Annotated in this window: 11 protein-coding genes; 5 read left to right on the top strand and 6 right to left on the bottom strand. The window is 38.6% G+C overall.

All coding sequences use genetic code 11. The features are described from left to right. Positions 1-65: 65 nt before the first annotated feature. From B1R93_RS13805 to B1R93_RS13790, 4 genes are all read left to right on the top strand, one after another. Positions 66-659 (top strand): DNA-3-methyladenine glycosylase, encoded by a 594-nt coding sequence (locus B1R93_RS13805; RefSeq protein ID WP_245308281.1) that lies wholly within the window; start codon positions 66-68, stop codon positions 657-659. Positions 660-734: 75 nt separating this feature from the next. Next, positions 735-2,240, top strand: coding sequence for a sensor domain-containing diguanylate cyclase (locus B1R93_RS13800; protein ID WP_165763818.1), 1,506 nt, complete (start codon positions 735-737; stop codon positions 2,238-2,240). 226 nt (positions 2,241-2,466) lie between these two features. Further along, the gene (locus B1R93_RS13795) at positions 2,467-4,041 is read left to right on the top strand and encodes a glycoside hydrolase family 28 protein (protein ID WP_245308280.1); all 1,575 of its coding nucleotides are present in this window, start codon (positions 2,467-2,469) and stop codon (positions 4,039-4,041) included. A gap of 29 nt (positions 4,042-4,070) precedes the next feature. Beyond that, positions 4,071-5,063 (top strand): Gfo/Idh/MocA family protein, encoded by a 993-nt coding sequence (locus tag B1R93_RS13790; RefSeq protein ID WP_088104683.1) that lies wholly within the window; start codon positions 4,071-4,073, stop codon positions 5,061-5,063. Positions 5,064-5,108: 45 nt separating this feature from the next. Here B1R93_RS13790 and B1R93_RS13785 read toward each other — a convergent pair whose 3' ends face one another. Together B1R93_RS13785 and B1R93_RS13780 are read right to left on the bottom strand one after the other, a co-directional pair. Beyond that, entirely contained in the window at positions 5,109-6,368 is a 1,260-nt protein-coding gene (locus B1R93_RS13785; RefSeq protein WP_088104523.1) for a hypothetical protein, read from the bottom strand. A gap of 26 nt (positions 6,369-6,394) precedes the next feature. Next, a complete protein-coding gene (locus B1R93_RS13780) occupies positions 6,395-7,210 on the bottom strand; it encodes a two-component system sensor histidine kinase NtrB (RefSeq protein ID WP_088104522.1) in 816 nt (271 codons plus the stop codon). A gap of 523 nt (positions 7,211-7,733) precedes the next feature. Between B1R93_RS13780 and B1R93_RS13775 the strand changes: the two genes are divergently transcribed. Then, positions 7,734-8,705 carry a Gfo/Idh/MocA family protein gene (locus B1R93_RS13775; RefSeq protein ID WP_088104521.1) on the top strand — a complete coding sequence of 324 codons (972 nt, stop codon included), beginning with the start codon at positions 7,734-7,736 and terminating at the stop codon, positions 8,703-8,705. Positions 8,706-9,078: 373 nt separating this feature from the next. Here B1R93_RS13775 and B1R93_RS13770 read toward each other — a convergent pair whose 3' ends face one another. Genes B1R93_RS13770 through nagA form a run of 4 tightly spaced genes read right to left on the bottom strand, consistent with a single transcriptional unit; the run spans position 9,079 to position 12,533 of the window. Continuing rightward, on the bottom strand, positions 9,079-9,810 hold the full coding sequence (locus B1R93_RS13770; protein ID WP_088104520.1) for an SIS domain-containing protein: 732 nt from the start codon (positions 9,808-9,810) through the stop codon (positions 9,079-9,081). A gap of 49 nt (positions 9,811-9,859) precedes the next feature. Continuing rightward, positions 9,860-10,585 (bottom strand): GntR family transcriptional regulator, encoded by a 726-nt coding sequence (locus tag B1R93_RS13765; protein WP_088104519.1) that lies wholly within the window; start codon positions 10,583-10,585, stop codon positions 9,860-9,862. Positions 10,586-10,602: 17 nt separating this feature from the next. After that, positions 10,603-11,343 carry a glucosamine-6-phosphate deaminase gene (nagB, locus tag B1R93_RS13760; protein WP_088104518.1) on the bottom strand — a complete coding sequence of 247 codons (741 nt, stop codon included), beginning with the start codon at positions 11,341-11,343 and terminating at the stop codon, positions 10,603-10,605. Next, complete coding sequence (gene nagA, locus B1R93_RS13755; RefSeq protein ID WP_088104517.1) at positions 11,340-12,533, bottom strand: N-acetylglucosamine-6-phosphate deacetylase; 1,194 nt, start codon at positions 12,531-12,533, stop codon at positions 11,340-11,342. The genes nagB and nagA overlap by 4 nt, the downstream gene beginning before the upstream one ends. Positions 12,534-12,558 lie beyond the last annotated feature (25 nt).

Raw genomic sequence — 12,558 nt, 5'->3', positions numbered from 1 at the left:
GGATGTCCTAAAAGGTTAAGAGTAGAGCCTTTAGGACATCCCTATATTTTAAATGAGGTGAAATGATGAGTATCATTCCTCTTAACCAAGCCTTTTACGAACAGCCTACGCTGACATTGGCGCAAGAGTTATTAGGGAAGCTTTTAGTGAAAGAAACAACCGAAGGAATCGCGGCTGGCTATATCGTTGAAACAGAAGCGTATATTGGACCTGACGATAAAGCTGCACACAGCTATGGCAATCGTCGCACGAAAAGAACAGAGATCATGTTCGGGCCTCCAGGCCATTTTTACGTGTATACAATGCATACCCACCATCTTGTGAATGTCGTAAGCGGCAGCCTTCATGCTCCAGAGGCGGTATTAATCCGAGCCCTTGAACCCTATATTGGAATAGAGTTAATGCAGCAAAGGCGTCCAAAGGCGAAGCGTCTTGAAGATTTGACAAATGGCCCGGGTAAATTAACAAAGGCACTTGGTATCGATAAGGCTGATTATGGTTTAACGTGTGACTCAAAATTGCTTTATTTTGCGGAGGGGATACAGCCAACTGCGATTCAAACAGGGAGAAGAATTGGGATAGAAAACAGTGGTGAAGCGAAAGAGTATCCTTGGCGTTTCTGGATAGAGGAGAATCGGTTTGTTTCAAAAAGATCGTGATAAAAAAATGTATCCAAAATAGTAGTAACAGTTGTAAAATAGGAATAACGAACTATGACCAGGGGGCAAACTTCCATGAATATTTATTTAGGAGCACTCGTTTATTTATTGCCTTCCTATTTTTATGTTTATTTAGCAACAATTACGCTTCGTAATAATTATCGAAGTGCCAAACATATCACGGCCTCAGTATCGTATGTTTTTCTTGCGTGTTGGTTTTTAGGTTCGTTCTACATGTTAATAGTTTCACCCGAGCAAGTTAAGGCGATTCTTCTATATTGGAATTTTCCTGCCGTTATTATTGTAACGATGCTTACTTTTAATTTATGGCTTTTAAACGATCGTGTGTATGAAACGAAATATTCATTTGGTTATAAACTGTTATTTTTGCCATCGATTGCATTGCTTTTAACTCAACCGATTGATGGCTGGATGTTTAGGGACTTTATCATAGGAGACAGGATTTCTTTTTCTCCTGGAATTGGTCTCTTCTTCTATTGGGTCGTAGAAGTAAGCTATTTGACGATTATTGCTACGTTATTAATAAAGAAATTGAGAACGAATCACCAAGTTGCGAAAATCTGGCTAATAGGGATGGTCTTATTTATCGTTTGGACGATTGTGATGGTGTTTGGGCAATTTTTTGTTAAAAGTCAACTGAACTACTTTACCTATTTTACCCCTCATGGAACAATTTTTTGGTCGATTGCGATATATATTAGTATGAGAAAATATGATTTTCTTCCATCCCTTGATAAGCAGTATAAAGTGTTATTTGAACGAGCGCCGATTGGAATTATCGTTCTAGATAAACAAGCTGTCATTCGTGATGCAAATCCGATTGTATCGAATTACCTACAAATACCGACGTCACAATTACAAGGTAAAGTCATTTTTGACTTAATGAGGGTTAATAGCAAGGAAGCTGAATTAATGAAATATAAGCACATCTTTGGAAAACAGAAGCCACTTCAAAATGTCGAGTATGAACTTTTAGATAAAGCAGGCAGGGTACGAACACTGATGCTAGATTCTGATTTCGCTTTAATCGATGATGAAGTGGTTCAATTTTTAATGCTTCGGGACATAACAAAAATGAAGAAGACTGAACAACAACTGAACTACTTAGCGTATCATGATCCATTAACAGGTCTTCATAATCGTACAAGCTTTCAGCAGAATTTTATTAAACGAATACGGCAGGGTGAATCCTTTTCTCTCTTTATGATTGACTTAGATAAATTTAAAGAAATTAACGACCTATATGGTCATCCAGTAGGTGATCAGGTTCTTCAATTTATTGCTAAGCTTTTATCGGATGCGGTTGGCCAGTCGGGGATAGTTAGTCGCCAAGGTGGGGATGAGTTTATGCTTCTACTCGATCATGTAGAGAAAACAAGTAACGTAAAAGCATGGATTGAAAAAGGGATTGAAACCCCGATTACCTTTCAACAAACAATCCATTTGAAGTTATCGCTAAGTCTAGGAATTAGTTGTTTTCCTAAAGATGGTTTAGATGAAGAAAGTCTTATTAAAAAGGCAGATGAGCGTATGTACGCCATGAAGAATAATCGTCGTTAATCTAAAGGGTGTCGCAAAAAGGACTGTTTTTGATCCTTTTTGGACACCCTCTTTTCGGTGTTAAATTTAAACGGTCGTAGAAAGGTGCTGACTGTCAAAGTTAATTTTTCAGAGAGGCGGAAAATGAGATTCCTTATGAAATGATTATTAATGTTATGGTAGCTCTCCCGTATAATCAGATGAAAGCGCTATTATTTTTTGCGTATTTTACTAAGGGGGGGTTTTTGTGACGTTTACTCAAGCCATGCAAGAACATATAACGATTTTACAGCCAAATATTCCAGAACAAACATTTCTATTAACCGATTTTGCGGCTGTCGGTGATGGAGTCCATGATAATACAGAAGCATTTAGACAGGTAATTGATGCATGTTCAAAAGCAGGTGGAGGAAAGGTCATTATTCCACCTGGCATTTGGTACACTGGACCGATTCGCTTAAAGAGCAAACTAAATTTACATGTGGAAGCAGGTGCAATTGTTGTGTTTAGTCGCCAATTTGATGACTATCCGCTTATCGCATCCAGCTTTGAAGGTGAAGAAATTGTTCGCTGCCAATCTCCAATTGATGGTGAAGGCTTGCAGGACGTTGCGATTACAGGGAGTGGTATATTTGATGGCTCAGGTGATGCCTGGAGACCAGTGAAACGATTTAAAATGACGGATTCAAAGTGGAAAAAGCTACTAAAATCGGGTGGTGTTGTCGAAAAGACTGCAGAAACGGAGATCTGGTGGCCGACCGAGCAAGCGATGAAAGGGAACGAGAGATATCAAGAATTACGTAAAACGGGCTCTAAAGAAAGTAAAGAGTTTGAATCGATTCGTGATTTTCTCCGTCCAAATTTACTAAGCATCCGCCATTCGAAGCGAGTTTTATTAGATGGTCCAACATTCAAGAACTCCCCAGCGTGGTGTCTTCATCCATGGGTCTGTGAGCATGTGACAATTCAAAATGTTCAAGTCAAAAACCCTTGGTATTCCCAAAATGGAGATGGCTTAGACTTGGAGTCATGTCGCTATGCGTTGATAGAAAACTGTATCTTTGATGTTGGTGATGATGCGATTTGCATTAAGTCAGGGAAAGATGAAGCCGGTCGTAAATTGGGCAAACGATGTGAAGATGTTGTGATTAATGGGTGTCAGGTTTACAGTGGCCATGGTGGTTTTGTCATCGGGAGTGAAATGTCAGGAGGAGTACGAAACATTCATGTAAATGATTGTAGCTTCATAGGAACTGATACAGGACTTCGTTTTAAAAGTGCACGAGGGCGCGGCGGAATTGTGGAAAATGTGACGATTAGGAATATTCGAATGGTGAACATTGCAAAAGAAGCAATCGTCTTCCAAATGTTTTATGTGTTGTCAAAAGAGGAAGAACGGGCAATGGTTGAGGAGCCTGTATCAGAAAGAACGCCTATTTTCCGTAATATGTCTATTCAAGATGTGCAATGCATCGGTGCTGCTGATGGCTTAGTTGTGAAAGGGTTACCGGAAATGCCACTCGAAGGTCTAGTATTCAAAAATGTAGCGCTTCAATCAACAAGAGGCATTAGTCTATCTGAATGTAAACAGATTAAACTTGATTCGGTTTCCCTTAACGTAGAGGAGGGTCCACTTGTTGATATTTATAATTGTAGGAACCTGAAATTGAATGACATTCAAAATGTACGTAATATCGAATACTTTGTTAAAACGGCTGGAGAGAAAACAGCCGATGTTACATTGTTTACGAAAGCACCACTTGAGGAGAAAGCAGTGGTTATTGAAGATCATGCGACCATTGACGTTGAAGTTCTTGCTTAATGAATAACAATGAAACGGGGATGGACAAAATGGAGAAGCAAAGGGTTATTCTAATTGGGCATGGTGGCATTAGCAAAGCATATGTAAAGGCTTTTTCGACAACGACTGAAGCAGAAATTGTCGGGGTTGTTGGTAGAGATGAGCAGAGGGTAAAGGCATATGCAAAAGAACAACAAATTGACGTGTTTGGAACAAAGATAGAACAGGTAGCGAAGCAGTCGGGAGCAACAGCTGCTGTTATTTGTACACCAAATGCGAAACATGATGAAGGTGTTCTAACGGCCGCAAAGTTAGGTCTGCATTGTCTATGTGAGAAGCCGTTACATATTTCCCCGGAAAGGCAATTGGAGATGGTGAACCTCTGTAAACAGAATGGAGTCATTTTAGCCGTTTCTTATATGCGCCGTTTTATAACCCACTTATTATATATCAAGGACTTAATCGAGGCAGGTAAGCTTGGACGAATCATGGTTGTTGACGTAACGATAAAACATTTTCGTGATAAACAGTATTATCAGTCTTGGCACGGAACAACAGAGTTAGATGGTGGAGGCCCGTTTATCCAACAGGGGAGCCATATTGTTGATCTAGCTCAATGGCTTTGTGGAGGTTACTTAGAAGTACTAGAGGCAAAGAGATTCCAGGTTTATCACGAGATTGAAACAGAGGATCACGGCTATGCAATTATTCAATATAGAAATGGTGCTGTTGGAATGATTGAAGCTTCAACCGCAAGCATCGGTTTGAATAATGAAGGGATTGAAATATCTGGAACGAAAGGAACAATTGCAGCAAATTATCAAGGAATAACGACGTTTGATGTTGAGGGGATGGAATGTCCAGCATTTGATGAAACACTCTCTACAAACGAAAGACTATTTGAAAAGCTAGTCATAGATTTTATTCGTTCGATTCACTTTAAAAACCCGCCTTTTGTTGACGGTAGCGCAGCCATGGTTGCGACTCAGTTAGTTACAGATATTTACAAAAAATCAGGGGAGCCAATTCGACTCCTACCATAGAAGGGCATTGAAAAAGGGTGGGTATCCCTTTTTCAATGCCCATTTTTATTGCATCGGACATGTAATGGTTAGCTTTAATGGATTCAATTCTGAATAAACAAGAGCATCCTGCTGTTTAAATTTTAATAGTGCGTCAAACAGCTTTAGAGACGTCTGTTCGCCCGAAATTGTAAAGTTACTAGAAATATCAAAACGGATTTCAGAATCTGATTTGTATACTTCAAAAAAAAGCTCTTTACGCTCCGTTAAAGGCGCCTGGTAAAGTAATAGAAATATGTCATCAAAAATCATACTTAACAGTCTAATTTGTTGCAATGATGTAGGAACACTAAAGTCAAATGTTGCTGAGACATGAATAGTTACGCCAACTAAACCAGCGACCTTGCGTTTGTTAATTAAAAACGCATAGAGGAGTTCATCGTTTTCTTTAATAGTTGATGGAATAGGCATAGGACTAGAAAACGTATTTGGATTAGCATTTAATTTGTGAAAATCAATATAATCCGTAATTAATGGCAGTGATTGTCGTTCTGATAGTTTCATAATAGCATGAAAGTGTCGAGCATAATTCTTTTTCACATGTTCCAATATCATGGTCGTCTGTTGTTCCTGATCTAAGTAAAACTGCTTTGCCTCAATTAAACTCTTCATCTGAAATTGAGTATGTAAGATGTAATAGACCGATAAAATTGAAAATAATACGATAATGCAAAGCAGGACCAATACATGTTTATGACTAAAGTCACTCTCAAGCATGGCAAAAACAGCAAGGCAAATAAAAATAAGTGTAAGTACCGCACTAGTGTAAATGATATTCTTCGTTTTCGTTGTCATGGTCTTTGATTGTACATGACGTCTTAATTCAACAAGATTGTATTTAAAGTAATGTATAACTAAACAGGTCATTGTCATAAAAATAATAGTTAACATTTGTGGAGTAAAGCTTAAAGAAAATAAAATATCAATATAATTAATTGTTGATGTTGAAATAATTAGCTCAATGAATAATAGCTGTATTAAAATATAAAAGCCATACCCTATCGTAACGACAACAAGAGATTCAATAAGTTGAAATGAAAATAGCCGTTTAACGAAAAATACAAAGATAATAATTTGAATGGCAAGAACGATAAAAACGTCGATTGGGAATAAGCGTAAAATCATTGAGAGAATGCTCATCGTCATCGCCAAAATCAAAATTGGTTTAACGTAATGACGATAATAATATCCTAATAAAATAACCGGAAACGATAATAAGGCTATCCATTCAAACGTGGATACAATAAATGTTAGTACATAGTTCATTCTATAACTCCTATATCACTCATTTCTTACCCTTTGTAAGAAGTGTGCTGATTTTGTGGAATTTTTAATTTCACATGAACTCCTTTGTTTGTATGGTTTTGAATATCCATGGAACCATTCATCGTTTCGACGATGGTTTTACAAATTGGAAGTCCTAATCCCGTTCCTTCATCTTTTGTCGTGTAAAACGGATAAAAAATTTGTTCAAGCTGCTCTGGCGTTAAACCAGGACCACTATCAATAATTGAGATATTCACAAACTTATTTTCCTTCGTCACGCGGATTTCAATCGTACCCATTTCTTTGATTGCCTCGACCGCATTTTTAACTAAATTAATTAATAGTCTCTCAAATTGGCTGGGGTTTCCCGTTATATAAATATCGTCGAGTAAGTCTGTACGAAATGAAATAGATTTATTTACGGTTTGCATTGAATAAATGGTGACAACCTTTTCTATACTGTGCTTAATGTCAATAATGGATAGGTTATCATGATGTAAATGAGATTTTGAAAGACTGAGGAGCTCTTGAATTAACGTCTCCATTCGGGTTGCTTCTTCTCTAATAATAGACGTGTAATGAGCCATATGCGGGTTTGACTTGATTGATGGATCCTGCTCCATAAATTGAATAAACCCAATAATTGACGTGAGTGGATTACGGATTTCATGAGCAAAAAACGCGGCCATTCGACCGATAACAGCATGGTAGTCCTCCGACGATTGCACAGTATTGGCGTCGTTTTGGAGAAATTTATAATGGCCTTGCTGCTCATGATCCGAATCTATTTGTTTTAATGATTTTCTTTTTCGGAACCAGTTTTTAAAATGTAATCGATTCATCAGGTACGTACACTCCTATTTTGAGTGAGATAGGTCAAGCTGTTTACCTTGATTGGATATCTGTAAAATTCTACATCATTCATCAAAATTCCTGCTGTTTTTATGATAAACATTGAGTTTTCTGCGGTTTAACTCTATTGTTCTATATTCACTTACTGTTTCATGAGGGAGAGTTTAATCTCAGATCCTATGCGGGTGTTCCCATAAAAACCCTCTTTACACGAGGTCACTGAAAAAGGTGCATTTCCCTTTTTCAGTGACCTTTAAGTAATGTGCGGAGCCATTACTCCTTCTTTGAGTTACAAGAAGTAGTTTTTCAGTGGCCTCCTTTACACCATAATTCTATCATACCAAACAAAATTTTCCATAATTTTTCTTTTCCTAGTAAAACAAAATGTAAGAATAAAATCTACCCCTTGTTATTCGGTGTTTTCATCGAATAAAATAGTCCGTGATAGCGCTTACGGGATTGGGGAAATGTCATATTGTTTTGAAGTTGATACTTGTTAAAGGGGGAAATAGGATGACAATGAATATTGGAATAATAGGAACCGGAAATTTTGCAAAAATGCATGCAGAAATTTTAATGAAGATGAAAGAAGTGAAGGTACAAGCGATATGTGGTACCACATATTGGAAAGCAGAAAAGCTGGCCATCGCTTTAGGAGCAACAAAAGCTTATGATGATGTTAAGAATATGTTAGACGGTGAAGCATTAGATGCAGTTTATATTTGTGTGCCACCAATGGCCCATGGAACGATTGAAATGGAGCTAGTAGAGAGAGGGGTTCCTTTCTTTATAGAAAAGCCATTAGGAACAGACCTAGTAGCCCCGAGTGAAATTGTTACAGCAGTGGAAAAGCAGGGATTGGTCACATCCGTCGGGTATCATTTTCGCTATAAACAATCTAGTAAGCAAGTGAAAGAGATTATTCGAGAGCAAAAGGTTGGAATAGTATCCGGACAATGGATGGGCAGTATGCCGATGGTTGATTGGTGGCGCAGGCAAGAAGGTTCGGGCGGGCAATTTATTGAACAAACAACGCATATCGTTGATTTACTCCGATTTACTGTAGGGGAAGTAGATGAGGTGTATGCGCTGTATAATCAACAGCTTATGCATGAAAAAGTGGAGAATGTAACAGTGGCTGACGTTGGAACGGTTACATTAAAGCTAAAAAGTGGCGTGATTGCTACGATTGCAAACACGTGCATACTTCCCGATCATACATTTCGAGCAGGTCTTTCCATTTATACGGATCAAGGCTTTATAGATTGGACGCCTGACTCCACCTATGTCAATATAGGCGGGACACAAACAACCGTAAAAGATGAGGTGAACCCGTACATTGCTGAGAATGACGCCTTTATTTATGCACTACGTACTGGTGATACATCACGGATTGAGTCGGATTACCGTGATGCTTGGCGCACACAAGCTGTGACAACCGCTGCGCTGCAATCGGCTAGTCTTGTGTTACCAGTAAAGGTTTAATAATCATTGATTAAGAGGATATAATAGCGATGATACTTTTTTAAGAGGCCACTGAAAAAGGGTAGGTTTCCCTTTTTTCAGTGGCCTTTAAGTAACGTGCGAAGCCATTACTTCTTCTTTGAGTTACTTAAGAAGGTTTTTCAGTGCCCTCCTCATTGCAGGCTTTTCAAAAAGATGGCAACGGCTCCACACATTTTTAAGTGGTTTCTTCGCTGCCATGAACCTAAAAAAATTAGCTAACTGGCACTGGAGGAACACCCATCCTCCAGCGTCACCAACAGACAATAGACGGAAATACGCGAAAACGCCTTTGAGAGTCATTTCTCAAAGGCGTTTTGTCTATGGTCTGAAGCATCGTTATACCGATGCTTTTTTAAAAGAAAGGAATACGACCTTTATAAGTTTCGATTAATTTCCGATTATGCTCATCGGACCCATCAATGTTTCCACTTTTAAAAACAGGAGGCTCAATGTCAAGCTCTATTAATCGTTCAATCGCACCTACGATGATACTATTGATGATGGTTAATCCAATAACAGATGAACTTGGTCCATAAGAGATTCCGGTTCCATCTATTGAGATCACACCGTCTCCTGGCTTGGTGTGGTTGTTAATAACTAAATCTACTGCGTCATATAAAAATTTTCCGCTTTTATGCCTGGATGCTTGGTTTTTGGAATATGAAAGCGAGGTGATCCCCACTACATAGGCACTTTGTTGCTTTCCATGAAGCGCTACATCGATGGGGACAGGATTCCTTCCGGAAGTTGAGACAACAACTAAGATGTCTTCTGGGCGAATATCTTGATCATCTAGAAAGGTGCAGGCAAAGTCTGCGCTTCGTTCGAACATGGAAGATTGAAGTGCTCCTTTATGCAGCATCACTTCTTCTATCAGAATTGGATGAACGGGAGCAAGTCCACCGGCACGGTAAAAAACTTCTTCTCCAATTATATGAGAGTGCCCACACCCAAAAATGTGAACAATCCCTCCGTTTACGATTGCTTGAGCTGTTTTAAGGGCCGCTTTTTGAAGAGAGTTTTTTTCAACGGTTTCAAGATTTTCACATAACTCTTTGATCTCAGATAGATAAGTTTGTATCATTGCACACCTCCGGAATATTCATTTTGTTTCATAATTGGCGACAACTATTTTACCGTTTTAAATGAGAAATAAATTTATAGCGGTCAGCTCGGTAAGATGATCGAACAATTTCAAAAGGATTGCCATTCGTTAAAAAGGTACAGCGTTCAATTAAAAGAATGGGAGAACCCCTTTTGATCTTTAATAACTCAGTTTCTGTTTCGTTAGCTAAAGAAGATTCGATGATTTGGGTTGCTTCTCCGATTTCAAGTTGAAGCTTTTCTTCGATATACCTATAGATCGAGTGACTAACAATCTCTTCCGTTAATCCTTTTACTAGATTAGCGGAAATATAACAGGTTTCTAGAGCCATCGGAATATCATCGGCTAAACGAATACGTTTCATTTCATAAACTGGTGTGTTCTCAGCAACTTGTAAGGTAGCTGCTACCTGAGGGGTGGCTGGGATGATTTCAAAATGAAGGAGCTTGCTACTAGGGGTCAACCCTCTTGCTGTCATATCTTCTGTGAAGCTAGTTAACCCTTGTAAAGCTTGTTCAAATTTTTTTTCTGCCACAAATGTACCGCTGCCTTTTTTGCGATAAAGATAGCCATCGTTTACAAGCTTGTTTATCGCTTGTCTAATGGTCATACGACTTACTTGAAACAGTTGAGAATACTCACGTTCAGAAGGAAGTACATTACCAGGTTGTAACTCTCCCTTTTCAATCCGGTCTTTTATATACTCTTCTATTTGATGGTATATCGGCAATGGTGAATTCTTATCTATTAACAAAGTGTAATTCTCTCCTTTCAATGCATAATGCCAACACCTTTTAGTGCCTTTTTATCTGCAATTATTATAACATGAGGATGTTTTTTCAAAATGGAAGCAGGGAAGCTTTCATCAGGTTCTTCCTCGTTAAGTAATCGTTTCAAAGCAGCGTTTTTATCCTCACCTGAAACAAGTAATAAAATCTCTTTACTAGCCATAATTGAAGCAATTCCCATTGTAATGGCATGAGTTGGCACATCGTGAATGGAGTCAAAAAAACGAGCATTTGCTTCTCTTGTCGATGGGGCTAATTCTATGACGTGAGTTGTACTGAGAAAAGGTGTACCAGGTTCGTTGAAACCAATGTGCCCGTTAGCACCAATCCCGAGAAGCTGGAGGTCGATGCCACCCTGAGACTTGATTTTCTCTTCATATTCTCTGCATTCTTGTTCCATGTTCAAAGCTAGTCCGTTTGGAATGAAAATGTTCTTACGGTTAATATCAATATGATTAAAGAAAGCTTGGTTCATATAGTGATGATAACTATTTGCATTTTCTGGATTCAGTCCGATGTACTCATCTAGATTAAAGGTGGTTACGCTGTTGTAGGACGTTCCATTGTTTTTATGATCTTCTATTAACAATTCATATGCTTTTTTCGGAGTACCGCCTGTTGCTAAACCAAGAGTTAGATTTGTTTTTTTCTTAATTTTACCGCTAATATAGTTAGAAGCTAATTGGCTTAACTCTTGATATTGCTTTGCTTCAATAACTTTCATTTGTTACTTCCTCCTTTGTAAGCAATTTTGCCATTGCATAATGTGAAAACTACATTCAGATCTTTATCTAGTATTGTTAGATCAGCATCTTTTCCAACAGTAATACTCCCTTTTTGGTTCCACATCCCGATTTGCTTTGCTGGATTCTCAGATGCCATAACGGTAATCTCTTGCAGTGAACAACCTGTATATTGAATCATATTTTTAATTGCGTCGTTCATCGTTAAAATACTTCCGGCCAACGTTCCATCTGATAAGAGAGCTTTTTGATTGGAAACTTGTACCTTTTGTCCACCAAGATCATAAGTTCCATCTTTAAGCCCTTTTGCGCGCATAGCATCAGTGATCAAAATGATTTCACTTGCGCCTTTTGTGCGATAAGTGCTCTTAACGATAGCTGGATGAATATGAATTCCATCGACAATCATTTCCACCTTGAGCTCATGATGTGCAAGTGCTGCACCAGCGACTCCAGGTTCGCGATGGTGAAATCCACGCATTCCATTGTATAAATGAGTAACATGGCTAAGGCCTTTTGAGATAGCTTTTTGGATTTCGTTATAAGATGCATCGGAATGACCAATTGAGGCAATAACTCCTGATTCTTTTAGATAACGAAGTAGTTCCAAGCCATTTTCTCTTTCTGGAGCCATCGTCACTAGTTTGATTAATCCACCTGAGAGCTGTTGCCATCTCTCAAAAAGAGATAAATCTGGCTCTTGAATAAATGAAAGAGGCTGGGCACCTGCTCTTTCTGGCGATATGAAAGGACCTTCTAGATGAATGCCGAGCATTTCAGCGGCAGGCTCCTTTTTAATAGTAGATGAATAAGTGGCAGCGTTTGATAGCGCTGCTTCGATTTGATCGCTTGCTTGTGTAATCGTCGTTGCTAAGAAGCTTGTTGTTCCTTCGCTAGGGAGAGAACAAGCCATAGTCGACAGAGCTGATTGTGTTCCGTCCATCGTATCTGCGCCTTTCACTCCGTGAATATGAATGTCAATGAACCCAGGAACGAGCGAGAAATCAGGTGTTAAAGAAATGACTTCATCTGCTTCTTGATCAGCGGTGTCCGTCACAGGACCGATATTGATAATTTTTCCATCTTTTATTTTGATAAATCCTTGTTCGAAAATGCCATCTTCATGATAAACTGCTATGTTCGTAATCAATAAAGACTTGTTTTTATTCATAATCTCCCCCTGATTAATTCTTAAA

The sequence above is a fragment of the Halalkalibacter urbisdiaboli genome (genome assembly GCF_002156385.1).
Lineage (GTDB): Bacteria > Bacillota > Bacilli > Bacillales > Bacillaceae_D > Halalkalibacter_A > Halalkalibacter_A urbisdiaboli.
Note: the sequence above shows the minus strand (reverse complement) of the source record. Positions and strands in the feature narration are given on the sequence as shown.

Coding starts and splice junctions, on each gene's coding strand:
- B1R93_RS13775 (WP_088104521.1), top strand. CDS start 7,734: ATGACAATGAATATTGGAATAATAGGAACCGGAAATTTTGCAAAAATG.
- nagB (WP_088104518.1), bottom strand. CDS start 11,343: ATGAAAGTTATTGAAGCAAAGCAATATCAAGAGTTAAGCCAATTAGCT.
- B1R93_RS13770 (WP_088104520.1), bottom strand. CDS start 9,810: ATGATACAAACTTATCTATCTGAGATCAAAGAGTTATGTGAAAATCTT.
- B1R93_RS13785 (WP_088104523.1), bottom strand. CDS start 6,368: ATGAACTATGTACTAACATTTATTGTATCCACGTTTGAATGGATAGCC.
- nagA (WP_088104517.1), bottom strand. CDS start 12,533: ATGAATAAAAACAAGTCTTTATTGATTACGAACATAGCAGTTTATCAT.
- B1R93_RS13805 (WP_245308281.1), top strand. CDS start 66: ATGAGTATCATTCCTCTTAACCAAGCCTTTTACGAACAGCCTACGCTG.
- B1R93_RS13800 (WP_165763818.1), top strand. CDS start 735: ATGAATATTTATTTAGGAGCACTCGTTTATTTATTGCCTTCCTATTTT.
- B1R93_RS13790 (WP_088104683.1), top strand. CDS start 4,071: ATGGAGAAGCAAAGGGTTATTCTAATTGGGCATGGTGGCATTAGCAAA.
- B1R93_RS13780 (WP_088104522.1), bottom strand. CDS start 7,210: ATGAATCGATTACATTTTAAAAACTGGTTCCGAAAAAGAAAATCATTA.